The organism is Streptomyces sp. NPDC001663, from assembly GCF_042893105.1.
Classification (GTDB): domain Bacteria; phylum Actinomycetota; class Actinomycetes; order Streptomycetales; family Streptomycetaceae; genus Streptomyces.
Window position 1 is genome coordinate 1,071,433 of record NZ_JBIAUR010000001.1, and the last position, 19,366, is coordinate 1,090,798.

General features: G+C 70.5%; 21 protein-coding genes. 16 read left to right on the forward strand and 5 right to left on the reverse strand.

From position 1 onward, the window contains the following. Window positions 1–25: 25 nt before the first annotated feature. The 4 genes from ACFY1L_RS05055 to ACFY1L_RS05070 all read right to left on the reverse strand — a co-directional run bounded on the left by ACFY1L_RS05055 (window position 26) and on the right by ACFY1L_RS05070 (window position 2,814). Window positions 26–760 (reverse strand): DUF3631 domain-containing protein, encoded by a 735-nt coding sequence (locus tag ACFY1L_RS05055; protein ID WP_388818263.1) that lies wholly within the window; start codon window positions 758–760, stop codon window positions 26–28. Further along, the gene (locus tag ACFY1L_RS05060; protein WP_388818266.1) at window positions 757–1,242 is read right to left on the reverse strand and encodes a hypothetical protein; all 486 of its coding nucleotides are present in this window, start codon (window positions 1,240–1,242) and stop codon (window positions 757–759) included. The genes ACFY1L_RS05055 and ACFY1L_RS05060 overlap by 4 nt, the downstream gene beginning before the upstream one ends. Further along, window positions 1,239–1,889 carry a DUF4913 domain-containing protein gene (locus tag ACFY1L_RS05065; RefSeq protein ID WP_388818269.1) on the reverse strand — a complete coding sequence of 217 codons (651 nt, stop codon included), beginning with the start codon at window positions 1,887–1,889 and terminating at the stop codon, window positions 1,239–1,241. The genes ACFY1L_RS05060 and ACFY1L_RS05065 overlap by 4 nt, the downstream gene beginning before the upstream one ends. A 169-nt stretch (window positions 1,890–2,058) precedes the next feature. Further along, the gene (locus ACFY1L_RS05070) at window positions 2,059–2,814 is read right to left on the reverse strand and encodes a site-specific DNA-methyltransferase (protein ID WP_030614312.1); all 756 of its coding nucleotides are present in this window, start codon (window positions 2,812–2,814) and stop codon (window positions 2,059–2,061) included. A 523-nt stretch (window positions 2,815–3,337) separates the two neighbouring features. Here ACFY1L_RS05070 and ACFY1L_RS05075 point away from each other — a divergent pair. The 10 genes from ACFY1L_RS05075 (at window position 3,338) to ACFY1L_RS05120 (ending at window position 12,201) form a co-directional block, all read left to right on the forward strand. Further along, window positions 3,338–4,453, forward strand: coding sequence for a C40 family peptidase (locus tag ACFY1L_RS05075; RefSeq protein WP_388818272.1), 1,116 nt, complete (start codon window positions 3,338–3,340; stop codon window positions 4,451–4,453). A gap of 140 nt (window positions 4,454–4,593) precedes the next feature. Next, complete coding sequence (locus tag ACFY1L_RS05080) at window positions 4,594–4,959, forward strand: hypothetical protein (RefSeq protein WP_388818275.1); 366 nt, start codon at window positions 4,594–4,596, stop codon at window positions 4,957–4,959. Between the two features lie 254 nt (window positions 4,960–5,213). Further along, window positions 5,214–5,522 carry a DUF6112 family protein gene (locus ACFY1L_RS05085; protein ID WP_388818277.1) on the forward strand — a complete coding sequence of 103 codons (309 nt, stop codon included), beginning with the start codon at window positions 5,214–5,216 and terminating at the stop codon, window positions 5,520–5,522. Beyond that, entirely contained in the window at window positions 5,522–6,208 is a 687-nt protein-coding gene (locus ACFY1L_RS05090) for a hypothetical protein (protein WP_388818280.1), read from the forward strand. Before ACFY1L_RS05085 ends, ACFY1L_RS05090 begins: the two co-directional genes overlap by 1 nt. Window positions 6,209–6,247: 39 nt before the next feature. Beyond that, a complete protein-coding gene (locus tag ACFY1L_RS05095) occupies window positions 6,248–7,612 on the forward strand; it encodes an ATP-binding protein (protein ID WP_388818282.1) in 1,365 nt (454 codons plus the stop codon). An 87-nt stretch (window positions 7,613–7,699) separates the two neighbouring features. Continuing rightward, on the forward strand, window positions 7,700–9,172 hold the full coding sequence (locus ACFY1L_RS05100; RefSeq protein WP_388818285.1) for an SCO6880 family protein: 1,473 nt from the start codon (window positions 7,700–7,702) through the stop codon (window positions 9,170–9,172). A gap of 57 nt (window positions 9,173–9,229) precedes the next feature. Beyond that, a complete protein-coding gene (locus ACFY1L_RS05105) occupies window positions 9,230–9,700 on the forward strand; it encodes a DUF6238 family protein (RefSeq protein WP_388818288.1) in 471 nt (156 codons plus the stop codon). 23 nt (window positions 9,701–9,723) lie between these two features. After that, entirely contained in the window at window positions 9,724–10,263 is a 540-nt protein-coding gene (locus ACFY1L_RS05110; protein ID WP_385743407.1) for a hypothetical protein, read from the forward strand. A 45-nt stretch (window positions 10,264–10,308) separates the two neighbouring features. Then, window positions 10,309–11,823 carry an ATP-binding protein gene (locus ACFY1L_RS05115; RefSeq protein ID WP_388818291.1) on the forward strand — a complete coding sequence of 505 codons (1,515 nt, stop codon included), beginning with the start codon at window positions 10,309–10,311 and terminating at the stop codon, window positions 11,821–11,823. A 228-nt stretch (window positions 11,824–12,051) separates the two neighbouring features. Further along, window positions 12,052–12,201: a hypothetical protein gene (locus ACFY1L_RS05120; RefSeq protein ID WP_388818294.1), complete on the forward strand. Its 150-nt coding sequence runs from the start codon at window positions 12,052–12,054 to the stop codon at window positions 12,199–12,201. A gap of 260 nt (window positions 12,202–12,461) precedes the next feature. Here ACFY1L_RS05120 and ACFY1L_RS05125 read toward each other — a convergent pair whose 3' ends face one another. Next, window positions 12,462–13,301 (reverse strand): tannase/feruloyl esterase family alpha/beta hydrolase, encoded by an 840-nt coding sequence (locus ACFY1L_RS05125; RefSeq protein WP_388818297.1) that lies wholly within the window; start codon window positions 13,299–13,301, stop codon window positions 12,462–12,464. Between the two features lie 236 nt (window positions 13,302–13,537). Between ACFY1L_RS05125 and ACFY1L_RS05130 the strand changes: the two genes are divergently transcribed. The 6 genes from ACFY1L_RS05130 (at window position 13,538) to ACFY1L_RS05155 (ending at window position 19,332) form a co-directional block, all read left to right on the forward strand. After that, window positions 13,538–14,188, forward strand: coding sequence for a GntR family transcriptional regulator (locus ACFY1L_RS05130; RefSeq protein WP_388818300.1), 651 nt, complete (start codon window positions 13,538–13,540; stop codon window positions 14,186–14,188). Window positions 14,189–14,254: 66 nt separating this feature from the next. Then, window positions 14,255–15,004: a PIG-L deacetylase family protein gene (locus ACFY1L_RS05135; RefSeq protein ID WP_388818302.1), complete on the forward strand. Its 750-nt coding sequence runs from the start codon at window positions 14,255–14,257 to the stop codon at window positions 15,002–15,004. Next, window positions 15,001–15,714 carry a 4-carboxy-4-hydroxy-2-oxoadipate aldolase/oxaloacetate decarboxylase gene (locus ACFY1L_RS05140; protein WP_388818305.1) on the forward strand — a complete coding sequence of 238 codons (714 nt, stop codon included), beginning with the start codon at window positions 15,001–15,003 and terminating at the stop codon, window positions 15,712–15,714. The genes ACFY1L_RS05135 and ACFY1L_RS05140 overlap by 4 nt, the downstream gene beginning before the upstream one ends. Before the next feature lie 32 nt (window positions 15,715–15,746). After that, window positions 15,747–16,823: a 4-oxalomesaconate tautomerase gene (locus tag ACFY1L_RS05145; RefSeq protein WP_388818970.1), complete on the forward strand. Its 1,077-nt coding sequence runs from the start codon at window positions 15,747–15,749 to the stop codon at window positions 16,821–16,823. After that, window positions 16,820–17,770 (forward strand): catechol 2,3-dioxygenase, encoded by a 951-nt coding sequence (locus ACFY1L_RS05150; protein ID WP_388818307.1) that lies wholly within the window; start codon window positions 16,820–16,822, stop codon window positions 17,768–17,770. The genes ACFY1L_RS05145 and ACFY1L_RS05150 overlap by 4 nt, the downstream gene beginning before the upstream one ends. 236 nt (window positions 17,771–18,006) lie before the next feature. Further along, window positions 18,007–19,332, forward strand: a complete 1,326-nt coding sequence (locus ACFY1L_RS05155; protein WP_388818310.1) for an MFS transporter — start codon at window positions 18,007–18,009, stop codon at window positions 19,330–19,332. Window positions 19,333–19,366 lie beyond the last annotated feature (34 nt).

The following is a 19,366-nucleotide window of genomic DNA, read 5'->3' on the forward strand; positions in this document are numbered from 1 at the left end:
GGCGTACGCGCGAGGGCGGGGTGGGTCAGCAGGAGCAGTCCGGCCGGGCGGCCAGCAGGTCGCCGCGCCGGTAGGCCCGGTAGCGGCTGCCGTCGACGTTGCGCGGCTTGCGGGACTGGACTCCGTAGGGGCGCAGGAGCAGAGCGAGGCGGACCGGGGTGAGGACGGCGTAGCGCCAGCGTCCATCGGCCTCGCCGGGCAGCTCGCGCAGGCGCGCGACCAGCTCCGCGGTGCTCACATACTCCGCTGCACCCAGGACGTCGAAGATGCCAAGGCAGGCGTGGACGATCGTCCTCGGCCGGCTCGGGCAGGTCAGGAACTCCTCGCACGTGGCCTCGTGGAGGTCATCGAAGCCGTCGAGGTCGTCGGGACCCTCCGGATCCTCGAAGTCGTCGAAGCCCTCGAAGTCGGGATCGAGGTCCGGATCGAAGTCGGGCTCTTCGTCCTCCACCGGCTCGTACTCGCTGGTCGGTGCGGGCTCGTACGCAGCCGCGCAGCAGCAGGAGGTGGACAGCAGCGCGCTCAACTCGGCTCCGGCTGCCATGCGTTCGATCAGCAGGTCGGTGAGCGTGTCGAGCTGCTCGGTGGCACTGCCGTCGGCGGGACGGTCGGCGCCGGACAGGGCGGCGAGCTGCCGGTCGAGGTCCTGGATCTCGACGAACACATCGACGATGGCACGGTGGTGCGGGTTCTCGGTGACCTCGGTCGGCGCCAGTACGGCGGCAGCGACCTGGTCGATCAGGGTGGGGAACTGCGTCAACGAATGGGGCCCTTCAGGGTCGGGGGCAGTGCGGGTCGGGGAAGGCCGGGCATCGCGTAGGGCGGTGGTCCTGGCTTGGGGATGGGCTGGCGCGCTCCCAGCTGCGGTGAGCGGGTTCGGGCCGCGTGGGTGCGCTCGCCCAGGGGCCGTCGGGTGATGCCGAGGCGGGCGCGGGCGGTGTCGTAGACGTCGTGCGCTTCCCGCGGGCGGACGGCCACGACGTGGATCTCGGTGGTGTGCGTGGAGTTGGCAGGCGCCGGCCGCTGGGCGTAGACGATGCGCCACGCATTGCGGTGATCGACGTAGACCTTGCGGCATCCGGCGAGATCGCGTGTGAGTTTGGCGCCGAACAGGCGGGCGTTGACGACGTCCTCGAGCTGGGCGAGCGCCAGGTCTCGGATGTCGCTGGGGGCCTGGAGAAGGTCGGTCAGGGCGCGCGGGTCGAAGGAGAGACCGAAGGCGGGCCGGTCGTGGCCGCTCATCCGGCCCCCTGGCCGGGTGCGCCGTTCCCCTCTGACTCTGCGGTTTCGGCGGTGATCCGGCTCGAGGGCGGCGGGCCGGGCAGCAGGCGGTGGGCGGGTCGGTCCGGATCGGTCATGCACGCGGACAGCGGCCCGCCGGCAGCCCGGACGGTGGCCATGGCGTGGGTGAGGAAGTCCCGGTGCCAGACGAACAGGCCGGACAGACCGGCCTCGGGATCCTTGTGCTGCTGGTAGGCCAGCCACAGGGCGTGGAGCCAGGCGACGACGTCGGCGTGTTCCTGCCACTGCTCGCACCACGGGGCGGCGGTGGTGACCTCCGCCCCGTAGACCCGGACGAGGAAGTCATCCACCCAGTCGGACAGCGCGTCGAGTTCGTCTTCGTACTCCTCGCCCTCCAGCTCCAGGATCGGGCGGGGCTCCGGCGGGGCGGGCTGCGGCGGCAGGCCCGCGAACCCCGGCATGCCGAAGGCGCCGAACGGTGAGTCCGTGGGCGGCGGTGCGGAGGCGAGGCTGTCGAGCTGGCGGGCCTGCTCGGCAGATTGGTCCAGCAGTTTGCGGACGCTCGCCTCAATGCTCTCCAGATCGGACTCCGGCAGCCGGACCGGTTCCGTCTCCCCGCCCTCTGGGGGGTCTATGGATTCAGGCACGAAAAGGGGCCTCCTTGAGCCGCGGCCGTTAGGCGTGAATTGCGGCTCAAACCATCCGGAGAATCCCCGGTTTCGGTAACCGGGACTTTGCTGCTATAACGCCCCGCGCGGCACGGCCATGGCATGACGGGCCACGCACCACGGGCCGTACCGCGCTGCACAAAAGGGCTCAGGACGTCAGGGTCAAGTCGTCCTGGGACAAAGTCTGTTGCAGCGTTTCGGTGAGCCGGTCGGCGGCTATCTCGGCGTAGTGCTTGGTCTTCTCGACGCCGATGAAATCACGGCCCTCCAGCAGGGCCGCGACTCCCGTTGAGCCCGAGCCGCAGGTGAAGTCGAGCACCGTGCCGCCGGGCGGGGAGATCTGCACCAGCTCACGCATGACGGAGACGGGCTTCTGCGTGATGTGCTGGCGACTCTTGCCCGATGGCTGCGAGGCGCTGTACAGGCCGGGCAGGTAGACCGGGTTCCTGGAGGCGTCGATCGGTCCGTTGCTGGCCCAGACGACGAATTCGCAGTTCTGGGTGAAACGTCCCTTCTGAGGGCGAGCCTGCGGCTTGTGCCAGGCGAGCACGCCCCGCCAGAGCCAGCCGGCGGCTTGGATGGCGTCCGTGGTGATGGGCAGCTGCCGCCAGTCGGTGAACAGCAGCGCCGTGCCGCCGACCTTGGTGAGCCGGTGTGCCTCGGTCATGATCTGGGTCAGCCAGAAGCCGTAGCTCCGCTGATCCATGTTCTCGCCGGTGAAGTCCGGCAGTTCGTGACCTGCGTCGGCGGAGGTGTACTTCTGCTTCGCGCTGCGGGAGGTGCGCTCCTTGGCCGTTCGCCCGCCGCTGTTGTACGGCGGGTCGGTGATGACGGAGTCGACGCAGTCGTCCGGCAGTTCGGCGAGGACGCCGAGCGCGTCGCCCTGGTGCAGGGAAAAAGGCAAAGAGATACCCCAATTCGGGTCGGGTGAGGTGAGGGAGAGACGCTCCGGGCCGCCTGGATAACCCGCGGGACCGCATGCGAGCAGGAAGGCACTGCGGGCCGCGCAGCGGCGGGGGCGAGGGGAGGAGGCAAAACTGTAGGGCACGATCCCCGGTTGAGCGCTATCGCCGCCGAAAACCCCGAAATAGAGCCTTGATCGAGACGATTTCGGCAACCGGGGATCCGCCCTTAGTGTTTTGGAACTGCCCGGCGGACCACGCCGATGGCGCATCCCCGCCCCTGCCTTCGTGGAGGTATCCCCATGTCCTGGCACACCTGACCCGACGCCCCGTGCCGGTGCGAGCGGCAACTCGCGCACGTGCACCTGGGCCCCGATTTACCCACCACCCGGCCGTCGCGCCCTTTCCTCAACGACGCACGCGCCGCCGGGACTTCACCAAGGACCTCGTTGTGACATCGCTCAACCCTCCCCTGCCCGCGCACGGGTCTCCGGCCCGTGACGGCCGCCCGGGAGGCGTCCCCGATTGAAGGGCGTGGCCGCCGGCATCGGCGTCTTCGTCCTCTCTCCTCTCCTCCTCGCTGGCACGGCCATGCTGATGGCCACCAGCAGCGAGGCCGCCCAGACCACCTACTCGTCCTTCAGCTGCGTGGGCGACGTCGATACCGACACGGTCGTCGAGCAGGTCACCAAGATCCTCAACGGTGCGACCGCCAAGGACGTGCACGTCGAGGGCCTGTCCCTGCCCGAGGAACAGATCCCCAACGCCCGCACGATCGTGGCCACCGGGATCGGCCTCCACGTGCCGAAGAAGGGACAGATCATCGCGCTCGCCACCGCGATGCAGGAATCCCGGCTGCGCAACCTGAACTCTGGCGACCGCGACTCGCTGGGGCTGTTCCAGCAGCGGCCGAGCCAGGGCTGGGGCACCGCTACGGAGATCCACGACCCTGTCTACGCGAGCGAGCAGTTCTACAAGCACCTGCTCGCGGTGGACGGTTGGCAGCAGCTGACCGTCGCCCAGGCCGCGCAGCAGGTCCAGCGCTCCGGCTACCCCGACGCCTACGCCGACTGGGAGGAGCTGGCGACCGCCCTCCAGAAGGCGATCGCCGCGACGTTCCCCGACGCCGACCAGGACACCAGCGAGACGAACACCACCTCCAGTACCGCGCCCTGCGCGGCGGCCGAGGACGGCTCCGGGTACGGCACCATCCCGGAAGGGTCGGTACCGAAGGGCTACTTGATCCCGAAGGACGCCGATCCGAAGGCGCGCAAGGCGATCGCCTGGGCGATGGCGCAGCTCGGCACGCTGTACCAGTGGGGCGGCACCTGCACTGCGCCGCACGGCCCCGACCCGATGGGCCGCTGCGACTGCAGCTCGCTGACCCAGCAGGCGTACAAGCACGCCGGCATCCAGCTCACCCGCACCACGTATACGCAGGTCAACGAGGGCAAGGCCGTGTCCCCCAAGGCGCTCAAGCCCGGTGACCTGATCTTCTCCCGCGGCAGCGCCGCCCGCCCCGAACACGTCGGCATGTACATCGGCTCGGGACTCGCGATCGAGGCCCCCCGTACCGGAAAGCCTGTGCGGATCACGCCGCTCGCGGACTGGGACATCCTCGCCGCCCGCCGCGTCACCTGACCCCCGGTCGGGGCGCGACATCCCCGGCACACCCCCTGACCGGGATACCCCCCTGGGCCTCTTCCGCACTCACTTCGGACGGGCCCGCAGGACCCGCCGGCCTGCCCATCCTCATTCCCCTGACATCACGGAGCACCTACTTGATAACCCGCCACCGCGCCCAGCGCGCCCTCGCGGCAGCCTCTCTGGGCCTGGCCGTCGCCGCCGGCGGCCTGGCCACCGCCAGTACGGCACAGGCGTACGACACCGGCACCACCACGATCAACTGCAGTGCGGTCAAGATCCGCAAGGCCCCGTCGAAGACGTCCACCGTCGTGGGCATCGGCTACCGGCACGACAAGGTCGTCTACGACCAGTGGGCCTACAAGAAGGCCGAGAAGACCTGGTACACCCGCGGCACCGTCACCCGGAAGTCCGACGGCAAGAAGATCCGCGGCTACATGATCTACAACTGCGCGAACCCCTACAAGACCAACCCGGCACCGAAGCCGTCGATCCCGAAGTAGTGCACCCCGGCAGCCGGTTCGGAGCCTGAGCCGAAGCGCCATCTACAGCAGCCCCGGCCCGACCTGTGGCCTCGTCCAGCCTCGGCACGAAACCTGGGTGACCTCGTGCACGCCACGCCGCCCCAACGCGGGCGCCGACCGGGCCAGCCGTCTCCCGCACCGCTGCCGGCCTTCCTTCTCGAGGCAGTTGCCTCGCCCCCTCCCCCTTTCTGTGATTCCCGCGCGCCGGGCTTCGGCGTGCCCAAGGAGCCTCATTGCACCTGCTCGAAACCGTGCAGTATCTGGCCTACGACCCCGGCATCACGCCCTCGGGCGGTGGCCTGCCCGGCCTCGCGGTGCTCAAGAACGTCGTCAACTCGATCAACCTGTTCGCGATCGTCGCCGTTGTCGGCGCGCTCGCCGTCTCCCTCGGCGTGTGGGCGTGGGGCCACCACACCGGCGGCCACCAGGCCGAGGCCAACGGCAAGAAGGGCGCGGTCGTCGCGGCGGGCGCCGCCCTTGGTCTCGGCGCCGCGAACGGGGTCGTGGCGTTCTTCTCCGCCCTGGGGACGCAGGTCCACTGATGCCGAAACCATTCCCCTCCCTGTCCGGCTACGGCCTCGGCTGGTCGACCCGCCAGCGCATCACCGTCCTCGCGACCGGCCTCGCCGTCCTGCTAGCCCTCGCCGTCGTCGTCGCCCTGCTCACCGGCCGCACCACAGCCGGCGACAGCCAGGCCGCCGCTCCGTCCTCCGGGCCGAGCAGCAGTACCTCCGCGTCCGCCGGCCCGACGGCGTCGGCCGGGGACGGTTCGGTGGCCAAGCCCCCGCAGCTGGCGGACCCGGTCGCCTTCGCCAAGGCCGCTGCGGCAACACTGTGGGCGTACGACACCCGCACCACCAGCCGTGACCAGCAGCTCGCCGGAATGAGGGCGTGGCTGACGGCGGAGACGAAGTACGCCGACTGGTCCTCGATCGCCGCGCAGGTGCCGGATCCGGTGCTGTGGTCGCGGATGGCCGACCAGGACCAGTACGCCACCGCCAACGTCACGGAGGCCCACTACCCCTCGGCGTTCAAGCAGGCCCTGGCGGACGATCCTTCGGCGATCACCGAGGCGTACATCTACGCCGTCACCGTCACCGGCAAGCAGCAGATCGCCTGGAAGAAGGGCGGGGCCGGCGCCGAGGACCGCTCCATCACCCTCGCCGTGCAGTGCCGCCCCAACGCGAACTGCTCGCTGGTCTCCATCGCCCCCCGCGTCGTGCCCTGACCCGCCCCCAGCCCACCTGCGAAAGGAGGGGACTCCCCCTTGGGCTTCTGCGACCTCCCCCTCGCGGACAAACTCTGCGCCGTCGGTGACGCCGTGGATTTCGCCTCCGACCCGGGCACGGCCATCGGCAACTGGATGGCCAAGAGCGCGGGCGAACTCGCCGCAGCCGCAGCCGACTTGGCCGCCGAGGCGGTCAACACCACCACCAAGGTCGACCTCAACGCCGGGTGGTTCCGCGACAACTACGAGATGATCCTGCCGATCGGCCTGGTCGTCCTAGTCGCCACGTTCTGCGCCCAGCTCGTGCGCGCCGCGATCCGCCGCGACGGCCAGGCGCTCGCCCAGGCATTCACCGGCACCGCCACCGGCGTGCTGTTCGCGTTCACCGCGATCGCCTTCACCACCGTCGCCATCGAAGTCGTCGACGCATTGAGCGACGGACTCTTCAAGGCCGCCAACCTCGACATCGCCACGGCAGTGCGGCGGATCGTCAAGGTGGGGCAGATCGCCGAACTGTCCGGCCTGGGCTGGCTCGTCACCGTCTTCGTCGGTGTCGGCGCTGCGATCGGCGCCTTCCTCTACTGGTGCGTGATGATGGTCCGCAAGGTCGGCATCCTCGTCATGGTCACCCTCGCCGTCTTCGCCGGAGCCGGCGGCGGCTGGGAGGTCGCCCGGCGCTGGCGCAAGGGCTGGATCGAAGCCACCGCCACCCTCGTCGTCAGCAAGTTGCTGATGACTGTGATCTTCGTCCTGGGGATCGCCGCGATGGGCAAAACCGAAGCGAAGGACGGCATCGCGGCCCTTGCCGACGTGATGGCCGGCATCGTCATCCTGGCGCTGGTCCTGCTGTGCCCGTATGCCACGTTCAAGTTCGTGCACTGGGCCGCCTCCGAGGGCTCTGACGCCGAGACCCTGCACCGCTCCGGCGGAGCCGGTTCGCAAATGGCCCGTCAGCACGCCGAACGTGCCGGGCGCAAGGCCGCCGCAGCGGTCGCCACCGCCGGAAGTGGCGGTGCCGCGGCCGGAGCAGGCGCCGCTCCCCAGGGCCCGGACTCCGTTCCGGGCGGCTTCCCCGGCGACATCGCCACCAACCCCACGCCGGACGCCGGCAAGGAAGGCGGCAGCTCAAACGCCCCGTCGTCCGGGAGCGAGGGGATCAGGAGCGGTCTGGAGAAGGCCGTCCAGCCCCCGCCGACCAGCCCTCATGACGACACCAGTGGTCAGGTCGGCGGTACACCCGGACAGGGTGGCGGTTCCGGATCGCCCTCCAACGGCGGCGGCTTCATGTCGCAGCCCGGCGCCGGCGCCTCGACGCCACCGCCGCAGGGCGCCCCGCCAGCACCGAACTCGGCCGGCACCTCCAGCGGAACCGGGGCACCGCCGCCCCCACCCACCGGCCTGTGAGCTTGCCAGACTCCGGGGCGGCACGCGCTGCGTATTCCTCGCCACGCGCCGCCCCGGCCACCGCCCCGCGCCCCATCGGAACGGCCATTGTCAGATCTCACCGTCACACCACTCACCGTCAAATTCCCCCACCGGTCCAGGCGCGGCATCCTGCTCGGCCTCTCCCTGCCCCAACTCGTCCTCGTCTCCTGCGCGTTGGCTCTGCTGCTGATCACGGTGGTATCCACCGGGCTGCTCGGCGCCATCGCCCTAGCCCCGCTCTGGGCCGCAGTCGCCGCCCTGGTCGCCGTCCGCCGGCACGGCCGCTCGCTGATCGACTGGGCGCCGATCGTCCTGCGCTTCGCCCGACGGCGGCGCACTGGCCAGGCCCTGTGGCTCGCCCGGCCCGTCACCCGTCCCCGCCAGGACGGCATCCTCCATCTCCCCGGCACCGCCGCCTCACTGCGCGTGGTCACGCCCGGCGATTCCGCCAACCAGGCCGCCGCCGTGCACGACCCGCACGGTCAGACCCTGACCGCCGTCGCCCGCGTCTCCAGCAGGGCCTTCGCGCTCCTCGACCCGGCGAGTCAGAACCACAACGTCAGCAGCTGGGGGCGGGCCCTGGCGGGCATCGCCCGCACCGGGCACGTCGCCACTGTGCAGGTCCTGGAGCGCACCGTGCCCGACTCCGGCGACACCCTCGCCCGCCACTGGGCCCAGCAAGGGCGACCCGAAACGCCGGTCGCCGGACAGGTGTACGCCGACCTTGTCGCCTCCGCAGGACCTGCCGCCGCCCCGCACGAGGCGTACCTGGCGATCTCCCTCGACCTCAAGGCCGCCAAGCGCCTCATCAGTCAGGCCGGCGGCGGACTGCCCGGCGCCTTCACCGTGATGGAACAGACCACGTCCGCCATCGCCCAGGCCGCGCGCAGCGCCGGACTGATGGTGACCGGCTGGCTCAGTGCCCGCGAGATCGCCGCCGTCATCCGCACCGCCTACGACCCCAGGGCGCTGTCCGCGCTGCAGCAGTGGTCCAACTCCGGCCGGGCGGAAGCCGACCCGGCAGCCGCCGGGCCCGTGGTCCAGGTCGAGGAGTACGACCGGCTCGCCACCGACTCCGCCCGGCACGCCACCTATTGGGTCGAGGACTGGCCCCGCACCGAAACGAGCGCGGGCTTCCTGCACGGCCTGATGTTCACGGCCGGGGTCCGGCGCACCCTCTCCCTTATATATGTGCCGCAGGGGCTCGAGTCCGCGATGCGCGACGTGCAGCGCAAGAAGGCGGCGATCATTGCCGACGCCAATGAGAGGTCGCGTCGCGGGCAGGTCGACTCCGAAGCCGATTCCGTCGAATACGCGGACGTCAAGGTCCGCGAGCGCCAGTTGATCGCCGGGCACGCCGACGTGTCGCTGACCGGGCTGCTCACCGTCTCCGCGGAGACCGACGCCCTGCTCGACGCCGCGTGCGCGCAGATCGAGACCGCCGCCGTCACCGCCCAGGTCGATCTGCGGCGGCTCAACTTCCAGCAGCCCGACGCCTTCACGCTCGGTGCCCTCCCCCTCGCCCGTACGGCCCTGTAGCCCCACTCCGGCACCAGCCGACGTCCTGCCCCCACGGCAGGAAGGAACTCTCCCCCTTTGACCTCTGCCATCCCCGTCGGCGACGCGTACCCGTACCTGCGGGCCGCCAGCGCCGGTATCCGCCACCACACCCGCGCCCTCACCCCACGCACCCAGCACATCGCTTCGCCCGCGGATCGCGTGCACCTCGACGTGCTGCACGCCCATCTGACCGCGCTGCACCACCTGCTCGACCAGCTCGCCGAATCCACCCGTCCGCCGCATCCCGCCGCCGGACGGCACCTCGCCACCGCGCGCACCCGGCTGTGGCAGTCCGCCGCCGCGGTGCACGACGCCTTCCACCTCCTGCCCGTCGAGGGCGACACCCCGACGGACACGGAATGCCACCCCGAGCGGCTGCCCGAGGGTCCACCCGTCCTGACCATCTGCCAGCGCCACCTCGCCGCAGGTCACGTCGTCCGCCGCAAGACCACCCCCAGCGACCTCAACGCCCCGCTGCACGGCCACACCACCTCCTGCAGCCAGTAACCCCAGCCACCGAAAGGCCCTGAATGCGCGCCCTAAAGCTCTCCACCTCCGCCGCCGTCGTCATCGCCGCGCTCGCCGGCACCGCCGCCCTGGCCACAACCACTCCGGCATCCGCCGCCAGCTACCACTGCAAGACCAGTAGCCACACCGTCGACGACCCGAGCTATTCCGGACCCGACTCCGACAACTGGGACTTCGACGTGACGCTCTGCGCCATGCGGTCCGGCGGCTACATCTACACCACCGCCACCGTGTACTGGGACGGCCCGTACACGGCCAAGAACCGCAGCACCCTGACCTTCAACAAGGCCAAGTTCCAGCTCCAGACCAAGCGGAGCGTCAGCGGCACGGACCCGGTCGTGAAGTCCGGCGCCTACACCGGCCTGGAGCACGCGCTCGAACACAGCAGCGGCAACGGCAACGGCTCCTACTCGACCGGAACCCTCAAGTCCAAGGCGGGCTCCAGCCGTTACCTCGCCGACGGCTACATCCAGCTGGACTGGTCGGGCGACGGCAAGAGCTATCGCAGCCCGATTCTGTTCACCGCTTCGCCGGTCGTCTGACCCCGCGCCGCGTCCAGACCGCCGTCACGTGAAAGCCGCCCCGTCATGAGCCACCGGCCTGCGCGCCGCGCCCGCCGCGCCAGCGCCAGCCCCCTGTTCACCCCGCACGGCACCGATCGCGCGTCCCGCAAGGCTGCCCGCCGGCAGCTCGCCGAGGCCGCCGCGAAGGCCCGCCTCGAAGCAGCCGCCCACACCAGCGGCGCTGGCGTAGCAGAACAGGAGATGCCGGCGCCCCTCTTCCCACCCGCCGGGCGACCCGGCCCCGCGTCCTCCCGCAACAACAGGCTCAAGCTGCCCGCCCACCGCATGACCACCGCTACCGCGAGCGGGGCGTACCCGTTTCTCGCCGAAGGCGGCCTCGGCGCCGAGGGCATCTACATCGGCCGCGACGTCCACGCAGAAGCCAGTTTCTGCTTCGACCCGTTCGCGCTGTACGGCAAGGTCGAGGGCTTCACCAACCCCAACGTGCTCCTTGCCGGGGTGATCGGGCAGGGCAAGTCGGCGCTGGCCAAGTCGTTCGCGTTGAGGTCGATCGCCTTCGGGCACCGGGTCTACGTCCCGTGTGATCCGAAGGGGGAATGGACGCCCGTGGCGCAGGCGCTGGGCGGTACCTCCATCGCGCTCGGGCCTGGCCTGCCCGGAAAGCTGAACCCTCTGGACGCGGCGCCGCGGCCCAACAGCGTCTCCGAGGCCGACTGGGAGGGCGAGATCCGCAAGCGACGCCTGCTGCTGCTCGGCTCGCTGGCCCGCACCGTGCTCGGGCGGGACCTGCTGCCGATGGAGCACACCGGCCTCGACGTCGCGCTGGATGCCGTCGTCACCCGCGCCGCCGCCACCGGTCGCACCCCGCTGCTCGGCGACATCGCCGCCACCCTCAACAACCCCGACGAACTCGATGTGGCCGGCGGCATCATGTCCGGCCGCCTCGGCGACGCCTCCCGCGACCTGGCCCACGCCATGCGCCGCTTGGTTCACGGCGACCTGGCCGGGATGTTCGACGCCCCGAGCACCGTCACGTTCGATCCCAACTCGCCGATGCTCACCATCGACCTGTCCCGCCTGGGCGGATCCGGCGACGACACCGCGCTCGTCCTCGCCATGACCTGCGCGTCCGCGTGGATGGAATCCGCACTGTCCGACCCGAACGGCGGCCGACGCTGGATCATCTACGACGAAGCCTGGCGCCTGATGCGCCACCCCGGCCTCCTGCAGCGCATGCAGTCCCAGTGGAAGCTGAGCCGCGGACTCGGCATCGCGAACCTGATGGTGATCCACCGGCTGTCCGACCTGCTCACCGCGGGCGACGCCGGATCCCGCGGCCGGGCCCTGGCCGAAGGTCTGCTCGCCGACTGCTCCACCCGCATCGTCTACCGGCAGGAGACCGACCAACTCCATGCCGCAGCAGCCCTGCTGGGCCTGACCTCGGTGGAGACCGACGCGATCTCCCACCTCAACCGAGGCCGCGGCTTGTGGAAGGTCGCGGGGCGCAGCTTCATCGTGCAGCACCTCCTGCACCCCCACGAACTGGCGCTCTTCGACACCGACGCCCGCATGCACTGAAACCCCGCAAGCCGCGGCCGCACGAGACCTGGAGCACCCCTGCAGAACCCCGACTTCGAGCTGTACGACAACGTCGGCCGCACCGCCGATCAGATCCACGCCTACCACACCCGCTCCGCCACAAAGGCAGACCTGCACCGCTGGGCGGATCGCGATACCGAAGCCTTCCGCACCCGGCACCCCTGGCTGCTCCGCGGCGCAGCCAGCAGCATCGCTTCAGCCCTGGCCATGGCCACCGAAGCGGATCTCAAGATCCTCCGCGCGCACTACGACCCACCCCCGGACCTCGACGCGCTCCTGAAGCAGACCCGCACGACGCCCGCCACTCCCCCGGCCCCGCCCGGACATCAGCCCGGGTCCGCGGGACCACGGCGCTGACTGCCGACGGATCAACCACCCGCCGCAGCACCTCAGGAACCCATGCCCACGCCCCGCACGACCTTTTTGTCCGCCTTCGCCGCCGCACTCGCCGAACGCCTGCCCGGCACCTGGACGAGCGAGTACCACCGCCACCCCACCTACAAAGACCAGTTCCCCACCATCGAACGGCTCTGGGACGTTGGCCACGTCGACTACATCGTCAGCCAGTACGTCCTCGGCCATGACGCCGTCCTGAACGGCCCCGATGGAGAACAGCTCTACGTCACCGACCGGCCCCTGTACCGCCACCAGTTTGTGGTGGCCCCGCTGGAGCCCGAGGGCTTCAAACCCACCAGATCTCCCCGGTACGTGAGCCGAACGGACTGCGCGGTCCAGGCGTGCGAGAAGGTGTTCAGGGCGGTGAAGTTGTTGGCCGGGGCGCCGGCGATGATGCCGTCGAAGTCGGTCGGGTAGCGCTGAGCCTCGGTGAGTGCCTGGTGGCCGCCCTGCGAGCAGCCGTCGAAGTAGGAGTGGGTGGCGGCTTGGCCGTAGTACTGCTTGATGACGGCCTTGGCCGCCTGGGCGAGCAGGTGGTCGGTTTTGTAGCCGAAGTCGGCGCGCAGCGTCGGGTCGGTGGAGAACAGGCCGCCGCCCTGGTAGTGGCCCTCGTCGCTGGACGCGACGGCGAAGGCGCCGGTGGCCAGCGGGACACACCCGGCCGAGGCGGGGGCGCTGGTCACGGTCGTGTTGCCGCAGAGCCCGCCGCAGCCGAGCTGGAGGTAGTTGGCCTGCCGGCCGGTCTGGGGCAGCTTGATCTCGAAGTGGATCTGCGGGGCGATCACGCCCTTCACGTCGCAGGCGGCCCAGTTGCCCAGCGTGTTGCTGCCGGCGGCCAGCTCCGTGGCCGAGGTGATCTCGAAGGGGGTGCCGGGCACGGCGCTCGCCAGGTCCAGCGCGGTGAGGCCGGAGCAGGAGATGGCCGGTGCGATCCCGGCGGACGTGCTGCTCGCGGCGACGGCGTCGGTAGCGGCGGAGGCCTGTGCGCCGCCGCTCGTGCCGTAGGCGAGTGCCATGCTTGCGCCCGTCACGAGCGCGAGGGCGGCGGCGAGGGTGGCCATGAAGCTGGCTGTCTTCCACCGGCACCAGCGGTCTCCGTTCGATCAGATCATCGAGATCGTTTGGATCGGGGGATGGGATCGGGGGGTGCTTCCGGAGGGGAAGCAGAAGGATCAAGCGGCGCCGCCCCGGGACCGTAGCGCCGCCGACGCACGTGGGCAATACGGCGGACAAAATTGTTGACAATCTTGTTTGGCTAGATTTAGGTTCGACAGGCACTCACTCAGGGAGGGCAGCGATGCCGAAGGAAGCCCGTCCGAGCACCGGAGAGCAGGCCAAGCAGCATGCGTTCGCGCAGCTGCGGCAGGCGATCCTGCACGGCGAGATGGCGCCGGCGCAGCGGCTGGTGGAGAACGAGCTCGCCGAGCAGTTCGGTGTGACGCGGGCCAGCATCCGCGCGGCGCTCATCGATCTGGAGTCCCAGGGCCTCGTCGAACGGATCCGCAACCGCGGCTCGCGGGTGCGCGTGGTGAGCGTGGACGAAGCGGTCGCCATCACCGAGTGCCGCATGGTCCTCGAAGGACTGTGCGCGGCGAAGGCGGCCGTCGCGGCCAGCGACGAGCAGCTGATCGAACTCACCGACCTCGGCACGGCCATGACCAAGGCCGTCGCCGACGGCGAGCCGGTCACCTACTCCGATCTCAACCACGAACTGCACGTCCGTATCCGGGAGTTCTCCGGACAGCAGACCGCGCAGGAGCTGCTGGAGCGGCTGAACGCCCAACTGGTGCGCCACCGCTTCCAGTTGGCGCTGAGGCCGGGGCGTCCACAGCAATCCCTGAACGAGCACCTGACCATGATCGAAGCGATCCGGGCCAGGGACCCGCAGGCGGCCGAGACGGCCGTCCGCGCCCACCTCACCAGCGTGATCGAGGCGCTGCGCGACTAGAGCCGCAGCCGCAGCACGCCACGCGCGGGGGGCGGGCGCCCACCTGTCACCAAGGAGATTTCAGCAATGACCCAGGCCAACGCGCCCGCCCCGCCACGATCGACCCTCGTCGTCACCGCGCACGCCGGGGACTTCGTGTGGCGGGCGGGCGGCGCCATCGCCCTGGCCGCCTCCCGCGGGGAGAAGGTCACCATCGCGTGCCTGACCTTCGGTGAGCGCGGCGAGTCCGCCAAGGCGTGGCGCGAGGGCAAGAAGCTCGCCGAGATCAAGGCGATACGCCGGGACGAGGCGGAGCGCGCCGCCGCCGCCCTGGGCGCCGAGGTCCGTTTCTTCGACGCCGGCGACTACCCCCTCGTGGCCACCGCCGAGCTGACCGACCAGCTCGTCGCCGTCTACCGGGACACCCAGCCGGACGTCGTCCTCACCCATCCCACCGAGGACCCGTACAACGGCGACCATCCGGCCGCCAACCGCATGGCGCTGGAGGCCCGCGTGCTGGCCCAGGCCATCGGTTACCCGGGCGAGGGCGAGATCATCGGGGCCCCGCCGGTCTTCTACTTCGAGCCGCACCAGCCCGAGATGAGCGGCTTCAAGCCCGAGGTCCTCCTCGACATCACCGAGGTCTGGGAGACCAAGCGCAAGGCCATGGAGTGCCTCGGCGCCCAGCAGCACCTGTGGGACTACTACACCGACCTCGCCGTCCGCCGGGGCGTCCAGCTCAAGCGCAACGCCGGCCCCAACCTGGGCCTCGCGCACAAGACCATGGCCGAGGCGTACATGCGCCCCTACCCGCAGATCGCGAAGGAGCTGGCATGAGCGGCGTCATCGTCACCCACCCGCCGAAGGCGGACGCCAAGGACGTCGAGACGCTGGCCGGCTTCGGCGTGGCCACCGTGAGTGAGGCGATGGGCCGAACCGGGCTGATCGGCCCGGGAGTTCGCCCCATCCAGCAGGGTGTACGGGTCGTCGGCACCGCCGTCACCGTGCTCAGCTGGCCCGGGGACAACCTCATGATCCACGCGGCGGTCGAGCAGTGCGGCGAGGGCGACATCCTGGTCGTCACCACCACCTCGCCGTCCACCGACGGCATGTTCGGCGAGCTGTTCGCGACCGCGCTCCAGCAGCGCGGGGTGCGCGGACTGATCATCAACGCGGGGATCCGCGACACCCAGGAACTGCGGGACATGTCCTTCCCCGCCTGGTCGCGGGCCGTCTGCGCGCAAGGCACGGTCAAGGCCACCGGGGGCTCGGTCAACGTGCCGGTCGCGGTCGACGGCCAGGTGATCCGCCCCGGCGACGTGATCCTCGCCGACGACGACGGCGTCGTGGTCGTCCCGCGTGAGCGCGCCCGCGCCACGGCGGAGGCGTCCGAGGCACGCGAGGCCAAGGAGGCCAGGTCCCGCGCCGCCTTCCTCGACGGTGAACTCGGCCTGGACCGCTATGGGTTGAGGGAGACGCTCAAGCGGCTCGGCGTCGAGTACAAGACCTACGAGGAGTACTCCTCGGACGCCGGGGAGCGGCCGTGACCCCCGTGCCCGCGGAGGTGCCCTGCCTGCTGATGCGGGGCGGCACCTCCAAGGGCGCCTACTTCCTCGCCGACCACCTCCCGGCCGAACCGGCCCTGCGGGACGCGCTGTTGCTGCGCATCATGGGCAGCCCGGACGAGCGCCAGATCGACGGCCTGGGCGGTGCCCACCCGCTCACCAGCAAGGTCGCGGTCGTCTCCCCCTCCGCCGACCCGCAGGCCGACGTCGACTACCTCTTCCTCCAAGTCATCGTCGACAAGCCGGAAGTGAGCGACCGTCAGAACTGCGGGAACATCCTCGCCGGCATCGGCCCGTTCGCCGTCGAGCGCGGGCTCGTCGAGGCGGGCCAGGCGCAGACCTCCGTCCGCATCCGCATGGTCAACACCGGCGACTACGCGACGGCGACCTTCCCGACCCCCGGCGGCCGGGTCCGCTACACCGGGGACGCCGAGATCTCGGGCGTGCCCGGGACGGCCGCGCCCGTGGTGATCGAGTTCCCGCCGGGCGCGGGCCCGCTGCTGCCCACCGGCGCCGTGCGGGACGAGATCGACGGCGTGCAGGTCACCTGCGTGGACAACGGGATGCCGACGGTGCTGATCGCGGCCTCCTCGCTCAAGGTCACCGGCTACGAGACGCCCGCCGAACTGGAGGCGAACGAGGAGCTGACCGACCGCCTGCGCACCATCCGCCTGGAGGCCGGCCGACTGATGGGCCTCGGTGACGTCTCGGCCGCCACCGTGCCCAAGCTCACGCTGCTCGCCGCACCCCGCGACGGGGGCGCGGTCACCACTCGCACCTTCATTCCCGTGCGCTGCCACACCTCGATCGGTGTGCTCGGCGCAGCCAGCGTCGCCGCAGGCCTGCGGATCGAAGGCAGCGTGGGTGTGGAGCTCGCAGAGCTCACGCCCGCCAGTGACCGAATTCGCATAGAACATCCCACGGGATTCCTGGACATCGAAAGTAGCCTCGGAGCCACCCCCGAGGGCTGGCCCTCCGCCCGCCGCACCGCCGTGGTCCGAACGGCCCGCAAGATCTTCGACGGCACGGTCTTCCCCCGGTCCGCCGAGACGGCGCCGATCCCCCCGCAACCCCAAGGAGGTCAACGATGACTCCGCCGCTCGGCGACATCGCCCACATCGGCCACGCCCAGCTGTTCACCCCGGACCTGGACGCCAGCGTCGCCTTCTTCACCGACTACCTGGGGCTCACCGTCAACGGGCAGGACGGCGACTCGGTCTATCTGCGGACCTTCGACGACTACGAGCACCACAGCCTGGTGCTCACCGCCCGCGAGCAGCCCGGTCTCGGCCGGCTCGCCCTGCGCACCACCAGCGAGGAGGCACTCCGGCGCCGGATCGAGGCGGTCGAGGAGGCGGGCGGCGCCGGCCACTGGGTCGAGGACGAACCCGGCCTCGGCAAGCTGTACGTCACCACCGACCCGGACGGCCACGAGCACGCGCTGTACTGGGAGAGCGAGCACTACCAGGCCCCCGACGAGCTGAAGCCCGCACTGAAGAACCAGCCGCAGGCCAAGCCCAACCGGGGCGTGGGCGTGCGCCGCCTGGACCACGTCAACTTCCTCGCCGCCGACGTCCTCGCCAACGCCGAGTTCCAGCAGAACGTCCTCGGCGCCCGGCCGACCGAGCAGATCCGGCTCGACAGCGGAAAGATCGCGGCGCGCTGGCTGACGTACACGAACAAGTCGTACGACGTCGTCTACACGTCGGACTGGACCGGCAGCGCCGGGCGGCTGCACCACATCGCCTTCGCGACCGACACCCGCGAGGACGTCCTGCGCGCGGCCGATCTCGCGATCGACACGGGTGTGTTCATCGAGACGGGACCGCACAAGCACGCCATCCAGCAGACGTTCTTCCTGTACGTCTACGAGCCGGGCGGCAACCGCATCGAGCTGTGCAACCCGCTCACGCGTCTCGTCCTGGCGCCCGACTGGCCGCTCATCACCTGGACCGAGGAGGAGCGGAAGAAGGGGCAGGCTTGGGGCCTGAAGACGATCGGGTCCTTCCACACGCACGGCACACCGCCGATCGCGTAACGAGGGTTTTCGTGCCGGGGGGGCGGGCGCGCACAGGGTCGTGCGCGCCCGCCCCTTCGCCTCACCCGCCGTGAGCGTCACGGTTCTGGATCGTTGATGAGATTGTTGACAAAAGCGTTGACTCTTTTCGGACGAATCCTTAGCGTCTTGCGCACCGGGTCAGCCGCACGAGCCGCGCAGGCCCGCTTCACCTGATCCCCTCCAGGGAACGCCTCCTGGACGAGAGGAAAACAACGATGTCCTCCTCCCCCGCTCTGTCGGCCCGCGGCAGCAGACTGGCCTTCCTGGTCGTCGGCCTGTGCTGGCTGGCCGTCCTCTTCGACGGCCTCGACATGTTCATCTACGGCTCCGTGCTGCCGCACCTGCTGGCGACGAAGACCTTCGGCCTCACCCCCGACACGGCCGGCGACCTGGGCAGCTACGCCACCTTCGGCATGCTGGTCGGCGCCCTCACCGCGGGCACCGTGGCCGACCGGATCGGGCGCAAGAAGCTGATGGTCTCGTGCGTGGTCCTCTTCTCGCTGGCGTCCGGCCTGTGCGCGCTGGCGGACAGCGTCGCGGTCTTCGGCCTCGGCCGGACCCTGGCGGGCGTCGGCCTCGGCGGCCTGCTGCCCACCGCGATCAGCATGGTCTCCGACTACGCACCGCGCGGCCGCGGTGCGATCATCATCGGCCTGCTGATGACCGCCCACCACGCCGGCGGCATCCTCTCCGCCTACGTCGCCAAGTGGCTCATCGACCCGGTCGGCTGGCGTGCCGCGTTCTGGGTCTGCGTGATCCCCCTGCTCTTCGCCCCGGTGCTCGCCAAGTTCCTGCCCGAGTCTCTGAGTTTCCTCGTCGCCAAGGGCCGCACCGACGAGGCCCGTGAGCTCGCCACCCGCTACGACGTCGAGCTGCCCGCCGCCAAGTCCGGCAAGCAGGGCGCGGCCGACCGCTTCAAGGCGCTGCAGGACCTGTTCCGCGGCGGCGAGTGGACCCAGACGGTGCTGTACTGGCTGGCCTCCTTCGGCGGTCTGCTCCTCGTCTACGGCGTCGCCACCTGGCTGCCCACCCTGATGCGCGCCGAAGGCTACGAGCTGGGCTCCGCCCTGTCCTTCGTCGTCGTCTTCAACCTCGGCGGCATCGTGGGCATGCTGGTCGCCGGCCGCGCCGCCGACCGCTTCGGCGCCCCGCGCATCTCGGCGATCTGGTTCGCGCTGACCGCGGCCGGCGTCTTCCTGCTCAGCGTCCACATGCAGATGACCGTGACGATGATCGTCGTCTTCCTCACCGGCGTGTTCCTGAACAGCGCGCAGACGATGATCTACGCGACCGTCTCCATCCGCTACAACCCCGACAACCGCGCCACCGCGGTCGGCTGGACCTCGGGCATGGGCCGCTTCGGCGCCGTCTTCGGCCCGTGGCTCGGCGGCCAGCTGCTCGCTGCGGGCAACGGCGACGTCGGCTTCACCGCCTTCGCCCTCGCCGGCCTGTCGTCCATGGTCTTCATCGGCATCGCCGCGCTCCGCAGCTCCAAGCAGGCGCCGCAGAACACCGACCAGGAGCTGGTCGGAGCTCACTGATCGGCCTGCGCCGCCACCGGGGGAAGGACGGACG